The organism is Cellulomonas cellasea (genome assembly GCF_006538745.1).
Classification (GTDB): domain Bacteria; phylum Actinomycetota; class Actinomycetes; order Actinomycetales; family Cellulomonadaceae; genus Cellulomonas_A; species Cellulomonas_A cellasea.
This window is the reverse complement of the sequence record NZ_BJLR01000013.1, coordinates 35,645-55,244: the sequence shown is the minus strand read 5'-3', so window position 1 is coordinate 55,244 and position 19,600 is coordinate 35,645. Positions and strand designations below refer to the sequence as shown.

Below are 19,600 nucleotides of genomic sequence, written 5' to 3'. Positions count from 1 at the left end.
CGGTCTCACCTCCGCTCGGCGAGGTCGGGTGGTGCTCACGGGCAGAGGTTGTAGTGCCGGAAGGAGATGTGCGAGTACCGGTACGCGGCACTGCCGCACGGGTAGGTGAGGTAGAGGTAGCGCGTAGTCCCGGGAGCCGTGTACACGGACCCGCTCGCGACGATCGGTTGCCGCCAGCCCTGCTCCTCGCGCAACGTGGCGTAGGTGTACTCGCGTGGGCAGCCCGACCCGTTGGTGATCTTGGTGTAGTCCTGTGCTGCGTACCTGCCCGAGCTGTAGAACACGCGGTACGGGTACGAGACGTACGTCGAGAGACCGCATCCCGCCGCTGCGGCCCTCCCGACGACAGGCGGGGACAACACTCAGCACGATACGACTGCTCAGCAACCGCTTCAACGGTCGTGACGATGTCGGCCGGCGGGGACGATCGGGGCCGCAGCCGACGGCGCGGAGGACGTCGACGAGCACCACCCGCCGCATCACCACTCGCCACTCGCCGCAGCGCCACTCGCCGCAGCGCCACTCGCCGCAGCGCCACCCGACGCAGCGGCGACACGGGGTCGGCGGCTCGCCGTCAGGCCAGCCGGTGCCTGAGCTGCTCGCGCTCGGTCACGGTGGCCGACCTCAGCGCCGCGAGGTCCACCTCGGCGTCGCTCCCCAGCAGCGCCTGCAGGACGTCGTCGTAGCCGAGCATCTGCGGGCTCGGGCTGGCGAGCGCATCGGCGTAGAGGCTGCCCTGTAGACCGTCCACGGCGAGCGCGAGCGCGACGTCGACGGTCCCGCAGGTCGGGGCACCGCGGAATCGCGCGATCTCGCTCGCGGTCGTCAGCACGGATCGCGCGTCCGGGGTGAGCCGCAGCACGTTCACGAGCTCCGGATGAACATGCGCGAAGCGGAGCCGCCCGTGGGAGGCGTTCGAGAGCAGTCGTGCTGCCCGCGCGGCGCCCCAAGAGCGGTCGCGGCGACGAGGTCGACTCGGATAACGCGCATGCGAACCACCCCCGTGAGGTCTCGGCGCGCCCGACGATCCGCGTCCGCTCGTCCGCCGTCAAGACCGAGCACGGAGGCGGGCCCTGGTGGGGCGCCCGTGCCGAGGGCCCGTCCGCGCGGTCTGGTCCGCCGGTCAGCCCTGACTGAGGCGCGCTCCGCCGTCCTCGTCGACGGGAGCGCGGGAGCCGCGCTTCACCGCCGCCTCGAGCCGGGTGCACTGCCGGACCCACGGCGCGAGCACGTGCACCCCGACGACGGCCGCGACCGCGCCACCGAGGGTGTTGAGCAGCACGTCGTCGACCGTGGAGAACCGCCCGAGGCCGAGCACGTACTGCGCCGCCTCGATGCCCGCGGACGTGACGGCGACGACCGCCGTGGTGCGCCCCACGGTCCAGCGGCGTGACGACACCACGGGCAGCAGGAGGCCCAGCCAGAACAGCAGCGCCAGGTTGCCCGCGATCTGCATGGGGGTCGTCGTGGTCATCCCGGCCGCCAGCGCGGTCCGCAGCGGGACCAGGTCGACCGCGCGACCGTCGCGCGCGCCGGCCGGGGTGAGCGTGGCGAACGCCGTGCCGAGGCAGAGCACCGCGAACGCGACCCGGGGGCCGACGCGCGCGAGGTAGGACGACCAGGTGGCGCCGTCGCGCACCGCACGGGCACCCAGGAGCGCGAGGGCGACGCCGCACCCGGCCGCGACCAGCCCGAGGAGGGCGATCAGGCCCCCGAACGCGTGGAGGTACTGCTGCACCTCGACCCACCCTTCCGTCGTGCGCGGCGGCGGACCGCGCGGCGGCCGACCAGCCCGGCCGCGACGACCCTAGGGTCCGCGCCTCGGGGAGGGGTGGAGCGTTGCCGGGGAGAGCGAGGGGGTCCTGTGAGGGCCCGACGCGCCGACGGCCGCCGGTCACGGGGACCGACGGCCGTCGTCGTGCAGCGCGGTGGGCTCAGCTGCAGGGCGCCCCGTTCACCGTGAACGCCGTCGGCGCCGCGTTGGCGCCGCTGTACGAGCCGTTGAACCCGAAGGTCGTCGTCCCGCCCGCGGGCACGGACCCGTTCCACGCCGCATTCGTCACGGTCACCGCGGAGCCCGTCTGGCTGTAGACGGCGCTCCACCCCTGCGTGACCTTCTGGTCACCCGGGAACGTGAACGCGAGCTTCCACGACGTCCACGGCGTCGACCCCGTGTTGGTCAGGGTGACCGAGCCGGTGAACCCGCTGCCCCACGAGTTCGCGGAGTACGTGACCTTGCAGCCGCCGGGCGGCGTCGTGACGACCGGCAGCGTCCGGAACGCGACGCTCGGGGACACGGACGAGAGCTGGCCCGCGGTGTCCTTGGCCCGCACGACGAACGTGTGGTCCGTGTCCGCCGTGAGGCCGGTGAGGACGGCCGACGGCGTGGTCGACGTCGCCACCACCGTCTGGGTGCCGCCCTGGACGCGCAGCACGTCGTACCCGGCGACGCCCGTGTCGTCGCTCGACGGCGTCCACGTGAGCGTCGCGCCCGTCTGCGTTACGGCCGAGGCCACGGGCGCGCCCGGCGTGGTCGGCGGCGTGTCGACCGGGGAAACCCCGCCCGTCGTCCGCACGGTGATCGGCTGCGAGTCGGCGTACAGCCGGGCGTTGTTGCGTGCCCGGACGACGAACGTGTGCTCGGTGTCGGCGGCCAGGCGCGTCACCGTGACGGAGGTCGCGGTCGTCGACGCCACGATCTGCAGCGAGTCGCCGGCGATGCGCACGACCTCGTAGCCGGAGACGCCGCTCTCGGGGTCGGTCGACGCGGTCCAGGTGAGCGTGACGGACGTGTCCGTGATCGCGCTCGCGGTCGGCGTGCCCGGGACGGTCGGCGGGGTGGTGTCGACCACGGGTGCGCCGCCGACGTGCTCGGCGGCCCAGCTCGCGAGCCAGGCGAGCGCCGAGTTCCAGTTGATCGCGACCTCGTTGACCGAGTACGCCTCGATGTGGTCGACGAAGCACTTCTGCGCAGCGCAGCCGGCGAGCTGGGCGGCGGCGATCGGGTCCTGCAGCTCGCTGTTCGGTCCGCCGGAGAACGACCCGGGCGGCGCGATCGGCAGCGACGCGTCGTTCTGCTTCGCCCAGAACCGGTGGTGCAGGTTCTGCACGGCCTTCTCGCCGTACCCCGCGATGTAGGACACGTTGAGCGGGTTGCGGCCCTGGAAGTAGTCGAGCGCGGCGTAGACGCCGGTGCGGTACTTCGCCTGGCCGGTGAAGTCGAACGCGAGCGCGAGGGCGTTGGCGTTGTTGGCGACCTGGCCGTTCGAGCCCCAGTAGTAGACCGACCCGGCGTTGTTCGGCGCCGGGTACGCCTGGGCGTTCGCGCGGGTCAGCGCGGAGTCGGCGAACGCGACGATCGCGGCGCGGGTCGCGGCGACGTCCGCGGCGGGCAGGGCGGTCGGGACGAGCGCGAGCGTCGTGTCGCCGAGGCCGCCCGTCCAGCCCCAGTCGTACCCGCGCTGCGCGAAGCTGCCGCCCCGGTACAGCGACGAGCCCGTGACGTCGGAGCGGTAGGTGTCCGAGCCGGTCGTCGCGTAGAGCTCGGCGGCGGCCCAGTAGAACTCGTCGGTCACCGAGGCGTCGCTGTACGCGCCGCCGCCCGTGCCGTCGGTGCTCGACGCGAGCCGGTTCGGGTTGGCCTTGGCCGCCGCGTACGCGGTCTGCGCCGCGGTCAGGGCCTTCGCCGAGAACGCCGGGTCGAGCGTCTTCCACAGCCGCGACGCCTGCGCCGCGACCGCGGCCATGTTGAGCGTCGCCGCGGTGCTCACCGGCGAGAGGAGCCGGCGCTGGCTGTCCTGCGCGGGGATCGTCGGGATGCCCGTCCAGTTCTCGTCGTGGATCTTGTGGTGCACCATCCCGGCGTCCGTGCGGCCGGCCGGCACCTGCATGCGGAGCAGGAACTCGACCTCCCAGCGCGCCTCGTCGAGCACGTCGGGGGCGCCGTTCGCGCGCTCGGGGATCGCCATCGTGCCGTCGGCCAGCGCCGACCGGTCAGCGCCCGCGACGTGCAGCGTCCGCTCGTACGCGTTCTGCAGCTGCCAGGTCGCGATGCCGCCGTTGACGACGTACTTGCCCTGGTCACCGGCGTCGTACCAGCCGCCGCGCACGTCGAGGCTGTAGCCGCACGACTGCCGGCAGGGGACGCTCGTGTCGCCCTGGTTCGGCGCCACGCCGAGGTGGCCGGCGGCGCGCGCGTACGTGCTGCCGACGTACTGCGACTCGATCGCGATGCCGCTGCGCTGGTGGTAGAAGAACGCGAGCGCGTCGTACCGGAGCTTCTTGACCGGGTCGGCGGAGATGTCGAACGGGAGGCTGCTCGACCCGCCCGCGGACAGCACGTAGCCCGAGCCCGCGGTGTCGAACGCCGAGAAGTCGATCAGGTGGGTCCGGTCGCCGGACAGCGCGTCGGCGCCCCAGACCGTCGTCTGGCCCTCCGCGACGACCGCGCCCCCGGCGTTCCGCAGCGTCCACGGGACCGGGGACGTCGACGAGCTGACCAGCGTCGCGACCTTCGCGACGCCCGGGACGTAGGCGACCTGGTTGACCTTGACCGGCGAACCCGGGTCGGGCGCGGCGACGGCGGCCTGGGGTGCGACGACCCCGGCGACGACCAGTGCGGCGGCGAGCGCGAGCACGGCGGCTCGCCCCCGGCGCGGCCGGCGGTGGTGGGTGATCGGTGACATGGCAGTCCTCTGCTGGGCGGACGACGTGGCGGTGGCGGCCACCAGGCACGGCACCGGCCCGGCGCTGGGACGGTCGTGGCGGGAGCGCTCGGTCCACGCTAGGGCTGCGCCGCACACCGCTTGAGGGCTCGGGTAGAGCGGAATCGATTAGGCGTTGTGGTGCCATGCGGAGGCGCGCGGTGCGGCACGAGAGCGTGGCGTACGTGCGGCCCGCGGCTCCGAGCTGTTCAGGCGAGCGATCACGTCGGTCGAAGTTCGTGCAGTGTCATGCAGTGTCATGAGGGCGCCCCGGTTCGCCCGCCGCTTCCCGCCTGTAGCGCAGAAAGACGTGCTGACCCTGTAGCAGGCGCATCAGCGCCGCGTTCTGCACCCCCTCGGCGTCGGTGTCGGTCGGCCTCTCGACGTTCATCAGGTCGTACATCGTGAATCGATCCAGGTCCATGCACGCGGCCATTGCGGCACCCCACTCACCGGCGGCCGCGACGGCTCCCCGATAGGTGAGGTAGGCGAAGGCGTAAGGGACCAGCGCGAGAAGGAGCCACCACCCGGCGCCGAGCAACCACACCGTGGTGATGACCGTGGCCGCGAGACCGAAGAACGAGAGCCGGATCGAGACGTCCATCTGCTCACGCGCGTCGTCGATGTACGACATACGGGAGGGAGCCGCCGACACGGCAAGGTGCGGAGCCACCGTGATCAGCCGGAGTCCGTACTGCGATCCGACGCTGTCCTCGACCCGGCGTAGAGCGTTTCCGAGCCGGGTCGGCAGGAGGCGGTCCGCGTCGCGCGGCATCTCGGCGAGCACCTTCTTCATCGCGTCGCGGGCAATCACCAGGTCATGCACGGCCGCTCCCTCTGGTGACCGACTCTGAATCGCGCGCCGCTCCCGGACCCGCTCGGCAAGACGGGCGAACTCGGCTTCACCGATCTCCTCGCGGATGCTCTCGTCGAGCTCACGACGCATCTGGCGCCCCACCTCGGCCGATCGCTCCTCGAGCCTGTGCTGACGCGCTCGGTGGCGCAGCGCGAGCGCGGCCGCCAGACGCACCGCGAACGGGCGTGGTCCCCAGTAGCCCTCGAGCAGCTGTGTCGTCGCGAAGAGAAGGGGGTGCACGACGAGTCCCAGCAGGAGAGACGCGCCGAGCACGATGCCGGTCTTCTCCAGGCTCCAGCTGGTCAGCGCCTCCACCGCGCCGTCAGGATCGAACCCGGCAAACGGCGACGCCGCTCCCTGGAGTGCCAGGAGCCACACGATGAACAAAGCCGACGGAAGGAGGGACGCGAGACTGAAGTAGCGACCGATCTGCGTGCCGACGGCCGCAGCAGACTCCGCCATGCCGGTCATCAGCGGGTTTCCGAGGGGCGCCGTTTGCAGCTCTTGCAGAAGAGCCCCTCAGCATCCGACTTCAGCGTCCCGTTCGGGCAATGGGGGCATGGCTCGTCTTCGGCGAAATCGTCAGTCCCGGCGGCACGTCGCGGCGGCCCCGGATAACCGAGAACGAGGGCCGAGAGCGCTGCGGCCGGCACGAGGAGAACCCGTGAGTGAGCGCCCATCGGCCACCTCCCCGTCGAAGAACCATCATGACGCGATCCGAGTGGGACGGCCAGGGTTGCGGCGCGCCGATGCGGGCAGGAGGACGGTTCGGACAAGAATGTGCTGGTCGTACGAAAGGAGCGAGGATGCGCGCGCGACGCGGGCCCCGCGCTCCGTGGCCCCAGCTCCCGGTGTGGGTCGTCCCCGCACTCGTCGTCACGGCTCTGGCGTGGGCGAGCGCGCGATGGGGATACTCGGCGGCCGCAGTCGGCCTCGGGCTGGTGCTCGCGGCGGCGGCGGGGTGGGTCGTGGGAGCGGGTGTCGACGCGACGCCGGAGGATGGGTCGACCACAGCGCCGGTGTCGCAGCCTGCCCGGCAGGGCTCCACAGCGGTTCAAGGGGTCGAGCCACCTCGCGGCGCGATCTTGCGAGGCGCAGACCTCACCGGGGCGGACCTCACCGGCGCGGACCTCCGTGGAGCCGATCTGCGAGACGTCGACCTGACGGGGGCCGTCCTGCGCGACGCGGACCTCCGGGGCGCACGGCTGTCGGACGTTTCGGGGACGCCGGGGCGTCGTCGTGCTCGACTCCGGGGGACGCAGGTACCTGCCACTCCGAGGGTTGCTCGTCGTCGTTGAACGGTAGGGCGACGACATCGAGGGTGCCGAGGGGGCACCCGACCGAGGGGGCGAAGTCGTCGGACGGTTCTGGCCTGGGCGGCAGCGGTGACGGCTAGCGTCGCGGCATGTCGAGAGAACCGTCGCAGTACGAGCTGACCGCCTGGGCCGACCTTGCACGGGCGCGGTCACGCCGGCCGGCGTCGCGCGCCGCGGCGGCCGTGAACGACACCGTCCAGGGCGCTGCCGGTCGCGTGGGGGACGCGGCGCGGGGCGCCGTGAACGGCAGCCCGCGTGCGCGGCGCATGGTGGACAGGATGACGACAGCCGGAGGCGCGGTCCGGGGCAAGGTGCCCGACGGTGTGGCGGCCATTGGCGCGAAGGGTGTCGGGGCGGTCCAGAAGGTCGCCGAAGGCGGCGCCCGGGCGGTCTCCCGGGTGGCGACCGCGGGGCTGAGCCCGACTCGGGTGGTGAAGGCGCACGTCCGGGCCGGGCACGAGGTGGCCGCGCTCGGAGACCTCCGCCGGCTCGACCTCGAGCAGATCGACCGGATCAAGCCCAGGTCCCTGGACGTGGCGTACGCGGCGGTGGCGGCCGCGTCGGGCGCAGCCGCGGGCGTGGCCATCACGGGGACCCAGCTGTCGGTGCCCGTGAGCGGCGGCGTGACGGCCGCGCCGGCGGTGCACGTGGTGCTCGGCGCCTTCGCGGCGGACGCGACCGCCGTCATGGCCCTGGCCAGTGCCGTCGTCGGGCACCACGCCCTGCACTACGGGTATGACCCGGCACGCCCCGAGGAGAAGGTGTTCGTGCTATCGGTCGTGAACTGGGGTACGGCGGCGACGGTCGCGTCGAAGGCGACGGCGTTCGCGGACGTGAGCCGCCTGACGCAGGGCCTGGTGCGCGGTGCGAGGTGGACGCAGCTGAACGACTCGGCGGTGACCCTGGTGACGCGCGCGTTCACCGAGGCCTTCGGGGGCCGACTCGTCCAGCGCGGCCTCGGCAAGGTCGTCCCGGTCGTCGGTGTCGTCGCCGGGGTGTCGTTGAACTGGCTGACGCTCGAGCAGATCGCAGACGCTGCCGATCTGGCCTACCGACGCCGCTTCCTGCTGGAGAAGTACCCGCACCTGGCCGACGACGCGCCCGAGCCGGTCCTGCTCGGCGAGGAGGAGTCCGGAGCCCGCGACGACGAGGTGATCGCCGTGCTGGACCTCGTGCCAAACCCGGAGGGCGACTCTGACGACCAGGCGCAGCCTGCGCAGGTGTGACGGGCGACGAGCCGCTGCCCGCGAGTCGCGTGCACGCAGCGACATGCGCGTGGTGACGACGCCGTTGTATGGGCAGCGCCCGTCGTCGGCAGCGTCGCGGCTACGGCGGGGGGACCTCCCACAGGTCCAGCACGACCTCGAACTCGGGACCGAGATCCACCTGCAGCGCTCCGCGAAGCCGGACCGCTTCGCGGCAGTGGGCGCCCGCAAGCACCGGGTCGTCCCAGCCGTCCCGCCAGTGCTAGTGCTTGTCGAACACGCGAGCCCATGCCCTCAGCTCGCGAGAGAGCGGCTCGGAGATGGGCGGAGCGTCGTCGCGCGTGGCGCCACCGGTGACCCACAGGGGCCACGCGACGCTGTACTCGTTCATCAGCCGGACGCGGGATCGCACCTCGGACACCCCCGGTCCCTGCAGCGGACGTGACCACGGGCAGCCCTGGGGACCGGGGCCTGGGAGCGCAGACGCCCTCGCTCCGCTTGGGAGCGCAGCGTCTGGGAGCCTGCCACGCACGATGCCGACGCACCCACCGGCTTGACAGCAGGGACCCCAGGGGGCGACGGTTTACAACGTCGTAAATCCGTCGGGGGAAGGCTTCCGCAATGCAGCGAGCACGTGTGTCCATCGACCCGGCCTTCGTGGTCGCCCCGGTGAGCCGCCGGATCTTCGGGTCCTTCGTCGAGCACATGGGGCGGTGCGTCTACACCGGCATCTACGAGCCGGGTCATCCCACCGCCGACGAGGACGGTTTCCGCGGCGACGTGCTCGACCTCGTCCGGGAGCTCGGGGTCACCACCGTGCGGTACCCGGGCGGCAACTTTGTGTCGGGGTACAAGTGGGAGGACGGGGTCGGCCCGGTCGAGCAGCGGCCGACGCGGCTGGACCCGGCGTGGCGCACGATCGAGACGAACGCGTTCGGCCTCAACGAGTTCATGCGGTGGACCAAGGTCGCCGGCGTCGAGCCGATGATGGCGATGAATCTGGGCACGCGCGGCCTGCAGGAGGCCATCGAGCTCCTCGAGTACGCGAACTACCCGGCGGGCACGGCGCTCTCGGACCTGCGCATCGAGCACGGCGCCGAGCAGCCGCACGACATCCGGATGTGGTGCCTGGGCAACGAGATGGACGGACCCTGGCAGCTCGGCCACATGACCGCCGAGGAGTACGGGCGCCTGGCCACGCGGACCGCGCTCGCGATGCGGCAGTTCGACAAGGACCTGGAGCTGGTCGCCTGCGGGTCGTCGAGCCGGGCGATGCCCACGTTCGGCGCCTGGGAGGCGACCGTGCTGGAGCACACCTACGAGGTCGTGGACTACGTCTCCGCGCACGCCTACTACCAGCTGCTCGACGGCGACCACGCGAGCTTCCTGGCGTGCTCCGCGGACATGGACCGGTTCATCCACCAGGTCGTGGCCACGGCGGACCACATCGGCGCCAAGCTCTCCTCGGACAAGCGCATCAACATCTCGTTCGACGAGTGGAACGTCTGGTACCTGCGCGAGCTGCAGAGCGGCCAGGGCGGGCTCCCGGAGGACTGGACCGAGGCCCCGCGCACCAGCGAGGAGGCCTACACGGTCCTCGACGCGGTCGTCGTCGGGTCGCTCCTCATCACGCTGCTGCGCCACGCCGACCGGGTGACGGCCGCCTCGCAGGCCCAGCTCGTCAACACGATCTCCTCGATCCGCACCGAGCCCGGTGGGCCGGCGTGGCGGCAGTCGATCTTCCACCCGTTCGCCCAGACCGCCCGCCACGCGAAGGGCACGGTGCTCGACCTGCGCCTGGACGCCCCGACGCTGACGACCGCGACGTACGGCGAGGTCCCGGTGCTCGACTCGGTCGCGACCTACGACGCCGAGGAGGGCCGCGTCGCGCTCTTCGTCGTCAACCGGCACCCGTCCGAGCCGGTGTCGCTCAGCACGAGCCTGCGCGCCTTCGGTGACGCCGCGCTGGCCGAGGCCCTCGTCCTCGCCGACGACGACCTCACCGCCGCGAACACCGAGTCGGACCCGGACCGCGTCGTGCCCCGTGCGCACGGGGACGTCAAGGTCGACGACGGGGTGCTGACCGCCGAGCTCGCGCCCGCCTCCTGGAACATGTTCCTGCTCCAGGTCAGCTGAGAGGCGTCGACGATGATGACCGAGCACGTGCTGTCCCGCCGCGCGTTCCTGCGCGCCGCGGTCGCGGCAGGAGGGATCACCGCCCTCGCCGGCTGTGGGTCCCCATCCGGCGGTGGGGGCGCCGTCCCGCTCGCCTACTGGAACTTCTTCGTCGGCGGCGACGGCGAGCGCATGGTCGGCCTCGTCGACACGTTCCGGGACGAGGCGCCGCGCACCGACGTCACCGCGACGACCCTCGCCTGGGGCGCCCCGTACTACACGAAGCTCGCGATGGCGTGCGCCGGCGGGCGGGCACCCGACCTCGCGACCCTGCACGCCTCGCGGCTCGCGACGTTCGGCAAGGAGCTCGTCGACGAGTGGGACCTCGCCGAGCTCGAGGCGCGCGGCGTCACGCCCGACCAGTTCCCCGCGCCCGTGCTCGAGCGCGTGACGATCGACGGGAGGCTCATGGCGCTCCCGCTCGACACGCACCCGCTCGTGCTCTTCTACAACACCGAGGTCTGCGCGCAGGCCGGTCTCCTCGCGGCCGACGGGACGCTCGCGCCGATCCAGGGCGCCGAGGCGTTCCTCGACGCCGGCCGCCGGGCGGCGGCGGTCACCGGGGCCAACGGCATCGCGTTCGGCGCCGCCGACGCCCTGGCGACCTGGATGGTCTTCTGGTCGCTGTTCCGCCAGCTCGGCGGACGGATCGAGCTGCCCGAGGGCGGGCCCGCGGAGGTCGACCGGGACGCGATGGTCGAGGCGATGGCCTTCCTGCAGACCATGTGCGACGGCACGATCGCCTCGAAGACCCTCGACGGGCCCGCCGCACCGGCGAGCTTCGCGAGCGGGCAGGCCGGCTTCCTGCTCATCGGGCCCTGGGAGATCGTCACCGCGCAGAACGCCGGGACGCCGTTCTCCATGACCCAGTTCCCGGCGATCTTCGGTGACGTCCCGTACGTCCGCGCCGACAGCCACAGCCTCGTGCTCCCGCGCCAGGCGAAGGTCGACCCCGCGGCCCGCAGCGCCGCCTACGACATGGCGGTGTCCATGCTGACGAACTCGCTCGACTGGGCGCGCGGCGGGCACATCCCGGCGCTGTCCTCGGTGGCCGAGAGCCCCGAGTACCTCGCCCTCCAGCCGCAGTCCGCCTACCGGGAGGCCGCCCAGGTCGTGGAGTTCGACCCCGACGCGTACTTCTCCGGCTCCGGCTCGACGCTGATGTCCCGCGCCGGCCAGACCCTGCAGGGCATCACCTCCGGGGCGCTGACCCCCGACGAGGGCGCCGACGACCTCATCGGCTGGCTCGACCAGCAGCTCACGCTCGGGAGCCCGGTGTGAGCGCCGTCGGGAGCGCGCAGAACACCGCGCGCGCGGGCGGACCGGCGCTCGTCGGGCGGGCCGGAGCCGACGGCGGCGCCCGGCGCAGCCTGAGCGTGGGGCGCGGGGGACCGTGGTTCGTCCTGCCGTTCGTGCTCGTCTACGCCGCGTTCCTGCTCTGGCCGCTCGTCTACGGGCTCGGCATGAGCTTCACCGACACGAGCCTGGTCAGCCCCGAGGCGGAGTTCGTCGGGCTCGACAACTACGCGCAGCTCGCGTCCGACCCGCTCGTGTGGCGCACGCTCGGCATCACGCTGCTGTTCACCGTGCTGAGCACCGTCCCGCTCGTCCTCGTCGCGCTCGTCATGGCGCTGCTCGTGCACACCGGGACGCGGGGTCAGTGGTTCTGGCGGTTCGCCTACTTCGCGCCGTTCCTGCTGCCGGTCTCGACGGTCGTGCTGATCTGGCAGTGGCTGTTCCAGGGCGACTTCGGGCTGCTCAACGCGGTGCTCGGCTGGGTCGGGCTCGGGCCGGTCGGCTGGACGACGAACCCCGACATGGCGCTGTGGTCGGTCGTGCTCGTGACCGTCTGGTGGACCGTGGGGTTCAACTTCCTGCTCTACCTCTCGGCGCTGCAGGCGATCCCGGCGACGGTCTACGAGGCCGCGTCGCTCGACGGCGCGGACGGCTGGCGGCGGCTGTTCTCGATCACGCTGCCGCTGCTCAAGGTCACGACCGGGCTGGTCGTCGTGCTGCAGGTGCTCGCGTCGCTCAAGCTCTTCGACCAGGCGTACATCCTCTACGGCGGCAGCGGCGGCCCCGCGGGCAACGCCTCGCCGATCCTGCAGTACGTCTACGACACCGGGTTCGTGAACTACCGGCTCGGCTACGCGTCGGCCATCTCCTACGCGTTCTTCCTGCTCATCATCGTGGTCGCGGTGCTCCAGGCACGCCTGACCTCGCGGAAGGAGTCCTGATGGCCGCCGTGACGGACGCCCCGACGACCCCGGTCCGGCTCCGGCGCTCCCCGCGCCGGTCGCCCGACGCCGTGCCCGCGCTCCGCTCACCCCTGTGGGTCCGGGCGGCGCTCGCCACCGCGCTGACGGTCGTGGCGCTGCTGTGGCTCGCGCCGCTGGCCTGGGCGCTCGTGACCTCGCTCAAGGAGGAGGGCGACACGACGGCGGTGCCGCTCGAGCTCGTCCCCGAGAACGGCTTCACGCTGCAGGCGTACCGCTCGATGCTGAGCAACGACAACCTCATCACCTGGTTCGTCAACAGCACCGTGGTCGCTGTCGTCGTCACCGTGCTCACCGTCGCGCTGTGCGCGTCGGCGGCGTACGGCTTCTCCCGGACACGCTTCCGGGGCCGCAACGTGCTGTTCGCGCTCACGATCGCGGGCGTCATGGTGCCGCCGCAGATCCTCATCGTCCCGCTGTACCGGCAGATGCTGGCGTGGGGGATGGCCGACACGTACGCGGGCATCATCCTCCCGCAGCTCGTCGCGCCCGCGATGGTCTTCATCCTGAAGAAGTTCTTCGACGGCGTGCCGAACGAGCTCGAGGAGGCCGCCCGGGTCGACGGAGCCGGCTCGCTGCGGATCTTCCTGCAGATCGTCCTGCCGCTGTCCCGCTCGATCCTCGCGGCCGTCGCGATCTTCGTCTTCATCGGCGCGTGGAACAACTTCCTGTGGCCGTTCATCATCACGACCGACCCGTCGCTGCTGACGCTCCCGGTGGGCCTCGTGCAGGTGCAGAGCAGCTTCGGGGTCCGGTACGCGCAGGTCATGGCGTCGGCGATCCTCGCCGGCCTGCCCCTCGTCGTCGTCTTCATGCTCTTCCAGCGCCAGATCATCCGCGGCGTGGCGACCACCGGCCTCGGTGGCCAGTGACCGCGTCCGCTCGTCCCGTCCACCCCGAGGTCAGAACCCCCATGAGCTTCGTGAACCCCGTCGTGCTCCAGCGCGCCGACCCGTGCGTGCTCCTGCACGACGGCACCTACTACTTCACCGCGTCGCACCCGCAGTACGACCGCGTCGTCCTCCGCCGTGCGGGGCACCTCGACGACCTGCAGGACGCCGAGGAGGTGACGATCTGGGAGCGGCACGCCGACGGGCCGATGTCGCACCTCATCTGGGCGCCCGAGCTCCACCGCGTCGACGGCCGGTGGTACGTGTACCTCGCCGCCGCGCCGCACGACCACGGCACGGCCGACGTCCCGGGCGCGGCGGAGACTTTCGACCACCGCATCTACGTGCTCGAGAACGCGGCCGAGGACCCGTTCACGGGCGAGTGGGTCGAGCGCGGGCAGGTCGACACGGGCTGGGAGTCGTTCGCGCTCGACGCGACGAGCGTCGTGCTCGACGGCAGCCAGTACCTCGTGTGGGCGCAGCAGGACGTGGCGATCCCCGGGCACTCGAACCTGTACATCGCGCGGATGGCGAACCCGTGGACGCTGGCGACCCCGGCGGTCCTGCTCAGCCGCCCGGAGTTCGACTGGGAGGTCCGCGGCTTCTCCGTCAACGAGGGCCCGTCCGTGCTGGTGCACGGCGGCCGGGTCTACCTGACCTACTCGGGTGCCGCGACGGGGATCGACTACGCGATGGGCCTGCTCACCGCCTCGGCCGACGCCGACCTGCTCGACCCCGCGTCGTGGACCAAGAGCCCCGACCCGGTGTTCGTGAGCTCACCCGAGAACGGGCAGTACGGCCCGGGCCACAACTCGTTCACGCAGACGCCCGACGGCGACGTCGTGCTCGTCTACCACGCCCGCACCTACACCGAGATCACGGTCGACCCGCTGTTCGACCCGAACCGGCACGCCCGCGCGCAGGTCCTGCCGTTCGACGCGGACGGCAACCCGGTCTGGGGCGTCCCCGTCCCGGACACCCGGCCCACGCCGACGTCGATCGAGGTGCTCGGGCCGCGGGGGCTGCCGCTGCCGGCGTGACTCCGGGCTCGGCGATCGGGGTGCGTGGCCGCGGGCGGCGAGGGGGCGTGACTGCGGACCGCGACGGGGTGGCCGGCCGCGCGGGGGTCACCACCCCCGTGGCAGGGCTGCCCGGTGGCGTGGGCCCTGGTGCCGCAGCGGCCCTCCGCGCCACGATGGGTCGCGTGGCCGTCCGTCCGGGCGGTCGGTGCGACGACCCACCGAGGAGTCGCTATGGCGAGCCGTACGAACCCCGATCGCGACCGCGTGACGACCTCGGACGCCCCGGTGCGCCGCGCCGCGACGACGCCGGCCGCCGATGGGTGGCGTGCCGTCCCGGCCGCGTCGGTGCGCGTGCGCCGCGCCGTACCGGCCGACCTGCCCGCGGCGCGCTCCGTCCTCGCCCGGGCGCTCGCGCCGGACCCGCTGATGGACTGGATCTTCGCCGGCCACCCGCACCGCGAGGCGGCCGTCGCGGCGTTCCTGTGGGCGCCGGTCGAGTCGTACGTCGTCGCGGGCACGGTCTGGCTCGCGACCGACGGCCCCCGCGCGGTCGGCGCCGCGGCGTGGTCCGTGCCCCTCGCCGCCGGTTCGCTCGGGGCCGACGGCGGGCCCGTCCTGCCCGGGCAGGCGATGGGCGAGCTGCTGCTGAGCGCCGAGCACGTCGCGGTCGTCCGCGCGGGCTTCACGGCGATGCACGGGCAGCTGCCCGACGAGCCGCACGCGCTGCTGCACCTCCTGGGCGTCGACGCGGACCGGCGCGGCGAGGGGATCGGCGCGGCGCTCGTCGAGGCGGCGCTGGCGGAGCCGCCCGGCGACCTGCCGGCGCACGTCAACACCACGGTCGAGGCGAACGTGCGGTTCTACGAGGCACGCGGGTTCGTGCACGCGAGCGCGGTGCGGCTGGGGGAGAGCGGCCCGACGATGCATGCGCTGCGCCGGCCTGCCGCCGGCCGCCCTGCGAGGCCCGGTGGAGGGCCCGGTGTCGGACCCCGGGTCTAGCGTCCGGACATGGCCACAATCGAGGACAGCCGCGGCACCGCGTTCGAGGACGTCGACATGACGGGCTCCCGTTTCACGAGGGTCGACCTCACCGGCTCGACCTTCCGCGCCGTCGGGCTGTACGGGGTGGTGATGCGGGACGTCGAGGTCTCGGGGACCACGATCGACGGCGAGATCGCAAGCCTCGTGGTCAACGGGGTGGACGTCGCCCCGCTGGTCGAGGCGGAGCTGGATCGTCGGCACCCCGAGCGCGCCCTGTTCCGGGCCACCACGGCGGACGGGTTCCGCGCGGCGTGGGACGTGAACGAGCGGCTGTGGGCCGAGACGGTCGACCGCGCCCGCCGCCTGCCCGAGGAGCAGCTGCACGAGTCGGTCGGCGAGGAGTGGTCGTTCGTCCAGACGCTGCGCCACCTCGCGTTCGCGTCGCAGTCCTGGGTCGGCCGCGGGGTGCTCGGCGACCCGAGCCCCTGGCACCCGCTGTCGCTGCCGTGGGACGGGATGGAGCCCCGGGAGGGCGTGCCGCACGACCGGGACGCCCGCCCGACGCTCGACGACACGCTCGCGGTGCGCCTCGCGGGGATGGCGCTGGTGCGGCGCGCGCTCGACGGGCTGACGGACGAGCAGCTCGACGTCCCTGGAGCGCCGCTCGTCGGCCCCGGTTGGCCCGACGAGGGCAAGGTGCTCACCCCGCAGAAGTGCCTCCGGGTCGTGCTGAACGAGGAGTGGTGGCACCGCCGGTACGCGGAGCGCGACCTGGCGGTGCTCGAGAGCCGCGCCTGACGCGTCGGCCGCGATGCCGGGGAGGGCGGCTGCAGGCCACGCCGAGGTGGCGGTCGGCCGCGGACGCACCGAGGCAGACGCACCGACGCGGACGCACCGACGCGGACGTCGACGACAGGCCTCGCCGAGGGGGCGCCAGGGGGGGCAGACCCCCCGACGGTCCGGTGGTCTGCCGGGTGTCTGCGCGGGTCAGCGGTCCCTACCGTCGTCGAGCATGAGCCACCTCCCGACCGCGGACGCGTCGGTCGCACCGCAGTCCCTCCCCGCGCCCGCGCCCGACACCGAACTCGTCGCGCCGTCGGTCGCGCCACCGGCTCCCGCCGCGCCCGTCCCCGGACCCGTCGCCCGGTCCGTCGCGCCCGACCTCGCGCGCGGGATGCTGCTGCTGTTCATCGCGTCGGCGAACGTGTGGGGCTACCTGTGGTCCGACGCCGGCTGGCTCGACGCCGGGGGCCGCCCGGCCGGGGGCTCGTCGCTCGACCACCTCGTCGACGGGGTCGTCGCGTTCGTCGTCGACAGCCGGTCCAAGCCGATGTTCGCGATCCTCTACGGGTTCGGGCTCGCGACGATGGCGGCGCGCCTGGCCGCCCGGGGCGCCGACCGGCGGACGACGCGCGGGGTGCTCGCCCGCCGCAGCGGCGTGCTGATCGCGCTCGGCCTGGTGCACGCGGCGCTGCTCTACGCCGGAGACATCCTCGCCCCGTACGGCGCGACGGGGCTCGTGGCCCTCGCGTTCGTGCACCGGTCCCGGGCGACGCTCGTGCGCTGGTTCGTCGTCGGCTACGTGCTGTCCATGACCGCCGGTGCGATCGCGGTGCTCGGTGCGTTCGACTCCGGCTCCGGTGCGGGCGACGACCCCGGTGCGGCGGCGGCCGTCGACCCGGCGGCCCTCGGCTACCTCACGACCGTCGGCGAGCGCCTCGTGACCGTCGCGACCGCGACGTCGCTGTTCACCGTGTCCCTCATGTTCGTCCCGCACGTCGTCGTCGGCATCCTGCTGGCCCGCGCGGGCTGGCTCACGCGCCCCGCGGAGCACCGGCGCCGGCTCGGGCAGGTCGCGGTGGCCGCCGCGGTGGTCAACGTCGTCGGCGGGCTGCCGTACGCGCTCGCCGTCGCGCAGGTGTGGCACCCCGGGGAGACGACGCTCGGCGTCGCGGAGCTCGTGCACCACGTCGCCGGGGACGTCGTGGGGCTCGGGTACGTGTGCCTGTTCGGCTGGCTCGCGGCGGTGTGGGGGGAGCGGGCACGTGGGGGCGTGCTGTCGTCGGCGGTGGCCGCGACCGGGGAGCGCTCGCTGACCGCGTACCTGCTGCAGTCGGTGATGTTCGCGCCCCTGCTGAGCGCGTGGGGGCTCGGGCTCGGGGGGCGGATCGGGACGGCGCAGGCCGCGGTGCTCGCGGTCGGGGTGTGGCTCGTGACGGTGCTCGTCGCGGTGGCGATGCACCGCGCGGGCCGGCGGGGGCCGTTCGAGGTGCTGGTGCGGCGGCTCGCGTACGGCCGGACGGGTGCGGCCGCGTCGGTGCCGGTCACCCGCGAGGGGACGCGGCGCGGAGCGCTGCCGGCCGACGGGTCGACGGCCACGGGCTGAGGCTTGCTCGTCCATCGCGTGCGCATCGTCGGCCCCCGCGTGCTCGTCGGGCGCCCGTGCGGGCCGCCTTCGCGCTGCTGACGTGCCGATCCGCGCCGACGGGGCTAGGATCGGAAGCAGGCACGAGGAGGTGTTCTGCATGGGGGTCGCCCGTCGGCGTCGGCTGGTCGTGCTCGTCGCGGCCCTCGCGGCGCTCCTCGCGCTCGCCGGCTGCGGCGTCACGCGCGGCGACGACGGGGGCGAGAACCGCCGGCTGCGCATGATGATCCCCAACTCCCCGGGCGGCGGGTACGACCAGACGGGGCGCGCGGCCACGCGGGTCATGGAGAGCGCGGACCTGACCGGCCGGTTCGAGGTCAGCAACGTCATCGGCGCGAGCGGGACGGTCGCGATGCAGCGGCTCGTCAACGAGCGCGGCGCCGAGGACCTGCTCATGACCATGGGGCTCGGGGTGGTCGGGGCGACCTACACCAACGGGTCCGACGCGCGGGTGAGCGGCGCGACGCCGATCGCGCAGCTCATCGAGGAGCAGGAGGGCCTGCTCGTGCCGGCCGACTCCCCGTTCGAGACCGTCGCCGACCTCGTCGAGGCGTGGCGCGCGGACCCGGGGAGCATCCGGGTCGGCGGCGGGTCGAGCCCGGGCGGCCCGGACCACCTGTTCCCGATGCAGCTCGCGCAGACGGTCGGCGTCGACCCGACGGAGGTCAACTACATCGTGTACGACGGCGGCGGACCGCTCACCACGGCGCTGCTCGGCGCCAAGATCGACGTCGGCACCTCGGGCCTCGGGGAGTTCGAGGGGCAGCTCGCCGACGGGTCGCTGCGCGTGCTCGCGGTCTCGGGCGAGGAGCGGCTCGACGCCGTCGACGCCCCGACGCTCGTCGAGTCGGGCATCGACCTCGTGTTCACGAACTGGCGCGGGGTCCTCGCGCCGCCGGGGATCTCCGACGCGGTCCGCGACCAGCACGTCGCCCTGCTCGAGGAGATGCACGGGACCGACGCGTGGCAGGAGGCGCTCGAGACCAACGGGTGGGTCGACGCGTTCCGCACGGGCGACGACTTCGCGGAGTTCCTGCGCGAGCAGGACGAGCGGGTCGCGAGCACGCTGGACGAGCTGGGGCTGCTGTGAGCGGGGACGGCGGCACGATGCCGGGCGGCGAGGTGCGGGCCGGCGGCCGGGCGGGCCACGACGCGGCGGGGTCGGGGGCGGGCGCGACGACGCCGGGCGGGTCGGCCGCTGCGCACGCCGCGCGGCCCGCGGGTGCCGACGCCCTCGCCGACCCAGGGCCGGACCGCGCGCAGTACGGCCTCGCGGCGGTGCTCGCGGTCGTCGGCGTGTGGACCGTCGCCGACTCCGCGGGCATGGGACCGGGGTTCGCCGACCAGGCGGTGCAGCCCGGCGCGTTCGGCTGGGTCATCGGCGTCGCGCTCGTCGTGCTCGCCGCGCTGCTGGCCGTCGCGACGGCACGCGGCAACCGGCCCGAGGCCGAGTCCGGCGAGGACGTCGACCTCGACCAGAGCACCGACTGGCGCACGCTCGCGGGCCTCGCCGGAGTGCTCGTCGCGACCGTCGCGCTCATCGACTGGCTCGGCTGGGCGATCGTCGGCGCGCTGCTGTTCGCGGGCGCCGCGACGGTGCTCGGCAGCCGGCACTGGGTCCGCAACCTCCTGATCGGCGCGGTGCTGTCGGTCGGGTCCTGGTACGGGTTCTACGTCGGGCTCGGCATCCCCATCCCGGCGGGCGTGCTGGACGGGATCCTCTGATGCGCACGCCCCCGACGGACGGAGCC

At 73.4% G+C, this 19,600-nt stretch carries 18 protein-coding genes; 12 read left to right on the top strand and 6 right to left on the bottom strand.

The genetic code is table 11. The annotated features are described in order from the left end of the window. Nucleotides 1–35: 35 nt before the first annotated feature. The 5 genes from CCE01nite_RS06000 to CCE01nite_RS05980 form a co-directional block, all read right to left on the bottom strand. Nucleotides 36–362 carry a hypothetical protein gene (locus CCE01nite_RS06000; protein ID WP_141372080.1) on the bottom strand — a complete coding sequence of 109 codons (327 nt, stop codon included), beginning with the start codon at nucleotides 360–362 and terminating at the stop codon, nucleotides 36–38. 212 nt (nucleotides 363–574) lie between these two features. Further along, entirely contained in the window at nucleotides 575–868 is a 294-nt protein-coding gene (locus CCE01nite_RS05995; RefSeq protein WP_034624576.1) for a hypothetical protein, read from the bottom strand. Between the two features lie 255 nt (nucleotides 869–1,123). Beyond that, entirely contained in the window at nucleotides 1,124–1,738 is a 615-nt protein-coding gene (locus CCE01nite_RS05990) for a VanZ family protein (RefSeq protein ID WP_052103332.1), read from the bottom strand. 196 nt (nucleotides 1,739–1,934) lie between these two features. Continuing rightward, nucleotides 1,935–4,685, bottom strand: a complete 2,751-nt coding sequence (locus CCE01nite_RS05985) for a glycoside hydrolase family 9 protein (protein ID WP_034624573.1) — start codon at nucleotides 4,683–4,685, stop codon at nucleotides 1,935–1,937. A gap of 265 nt (nucleotides 4,686–4,950) precedes the next feature. Beyond that, nucleotides 4,951–6,030 carry a hypothetical protein gene (locus CCE01nite_RS05980; RefSeq protein ID WP_141372079.1) on the bottom strand — a complete coding sequence of 360 codons (1,080 nt, stop codon included), beginning with the start codon at nucleotides 6,028–6,030 and terminating at the stop codon, nucleotides 4,951–4,953. A 236-nt stretch (nucleotides 6,031–6,266) separates the two neighbouring features. Here CCE01nite_RS05980 and CCE01nite_RS22355 point away from each other — a divergent pair, with 236 nt between their 5' ends. Next, nucleotides 6,267–6,857, top strand: a complete 591-nt coding sequence (locus CCE01nite_RS22355) for a pentapeptide repeat-containing protein (RefSeq protein WP_211254494.1) — start codon at nucleotides 6,267–6,269, stop codon at nucleotides 6,855–6,857. A 296-nt stretch (nucleotides 6,858–7,153) separates the two neighbouring features. Continuing rightward, the gene (locus CCE01nite_RS05970) at nucleotides 7,154–8,101 is read left to right on the top strand and encodes an EcsC family protein (protein ID WP_169743971.1); all 948 of its coding nucleotides are present in this window, start codon (nucleotides 7,154–7,156) and stop codon (nucleotides 8,099–8,101) included. 241 nt (nucleotides 8,102–8,342) lie between these two features. On the opposite strand, the gene CCE01nite_RS21235 is transcribed toward CCE01nite_RS05970, so the two are convergent. Next, nucleotides 8,343–8,501, bottom strand: coding sequence for a hypothetical protein (locus tag CCE01nite_RS21235; protein ID WP_170223940.1), 159 nt, complete (start codon nucleotides 8,499–8,501; stop codon nucleotides 8,343–8,345). Nucleotides 8,502–8,701: 200 nt separating this feature from the next. Between CCE01nite_RS21235 and arfA the strand changes: the two genes are divergently transcribed. The 10 genes from arfA to CCE01nite_RS05920 all read left to right on the top strand — a co-directional run bounded on the left by arfA (nucleotide 8,702) and on the right by CCE01nite_RS05920 (nucleotide 19,574). Next, a complete protein-coding gene (gene arfA / locus CCE01nite_RS05965) occupies nucleotides 8,702–10,216 on the top strand; it encodes an arabinosylfuranosidase ArfA (RefSeq protein WP_034624567.1) in 1,515 nt (504 codons plus the stop codon). Between the two features lie 12 nt (nucleotides 10,217–10,228). Beyond that, nucleotides 10,229–11,536 (top strand): extracellular solute-binding protein, encoded by a 1,308-nt coding sequence (locus CCE01nite_RS05960; protein WP_052103330.1) that lies wholly within the window; start codon nucleotides 10,229–10,231, stop codon nucleotides 11,534–11,536. Further along, nucleotides 11,533–12,492, top strand: coding sequence for a carbohydrate ABC transporter permease (locus tag CCE01nite_RS05955; RefSeq protein WP_084142402.1), 960 nt, complete (start codon nucleotides 11,533–11,535; stop codon nucleotides 12,490–12,492). The genes CCE01nite_RS05960 and CCE01nite_RS05955 overlap by 4 nt, the downstream gene beginning before the upstream one ends. After that, nucleotides 12,492–13,403, top strand: coding sequence for a carbohydrate ABC transporter permease (locus CCE01nite_RS05950; protein WP_034624565.1), 912 nt, complete (start codon nucleotides 12,492–12,494; stop codon nucleotides 13,401–13,403). The genes CCE01nite_RS05955 and CCE01nite_RS05950 overlap by 1 nt, the downstream gene beginning before the upstream one ends. A 41-nt stretch (nucleotides 13,404–13,444) precedes the next feature. Beyond that, nucleotides 13,445–14,461, top strand: a complete 1,017-nt coding sequence (locus tag CCE01nite_RS05945) for a glycoside hydrolase family 43 protein (RefSeq protein ID WP_034624560.1) — start codon at nucleotides 13,445–13,447, stop codon at nucleotides 14,459–14,461. Nucleotides 14,462–14,674: 213 nt separating this feature from the next. After that, nucleotides 14,675–15,442: a GNAT family N-acetyltransferase gene (locus CCE01nite_RS05940; RefSeq protein ID WP_034624556.1), complete on the top strand. Its 768-nt coding sequence runs from the start codon at nucleotides 14,675–14,677 to the stop codon at nucleotides 15,440–15,442. A 9-nt stretch (nucleotides 15,443–15,451) separates the two neighbouring features. Beyond that, on the top strand, nucleotides 15,452–16,222 hold the full coding sequence (locus CCE01nite_RS05935; RefSeq protein ID WP_034624552.1) for a DinB family protein: 771 nt from the start codon (nucleotides 15,452–15,454) through the stop codon (nucleotides 16,220–16,222). A gap of 214 nt (nucleotides 16,223–16,436) precedes the next feature. Continuing rightward, nucleotides 16,437–17,810, top strand: a complete 1,374-nt coding sequence (locus CCE01nite_RS05930) for a DUF418 domain-containing protein (protein WP_084142401.1) — start codon at nucleotides 16,437–16,439, stop codon at nucleotides 17,808–17,810. A 139-nt stretch (nucleotides 17,811–17,949) separates the two neighbouring features. Next, nucleotides 17,950–18,939, top strand: a complete 990-nt coding sequence (locus tag CCE01nite_RS05925) for a Bug family tripartite tricarboxylate transporter substrate binding protein (protein WP_034624548.1) — start codon at nucleotides 17,950–17,952, stop codon at nucleotides 18,937–18,939. Beyond that, a complete protein-coding gene (locus CCE01nite_RS05920) occupies nucleotides 18,936–19,574 on the top strand; it encodes a tripartite tricarboxylate transporter TctB family protein (protein WP_246056346.1) in 639 nt (212 codons plus the stop codon). Before CCE01nite_RS05925 ends, CCE01nite_RS05920 begins: the two co-directional genes overlap by 4 nt. Nucleotides 19,575–19,600 lie beyond the last annotated feature (26 nt).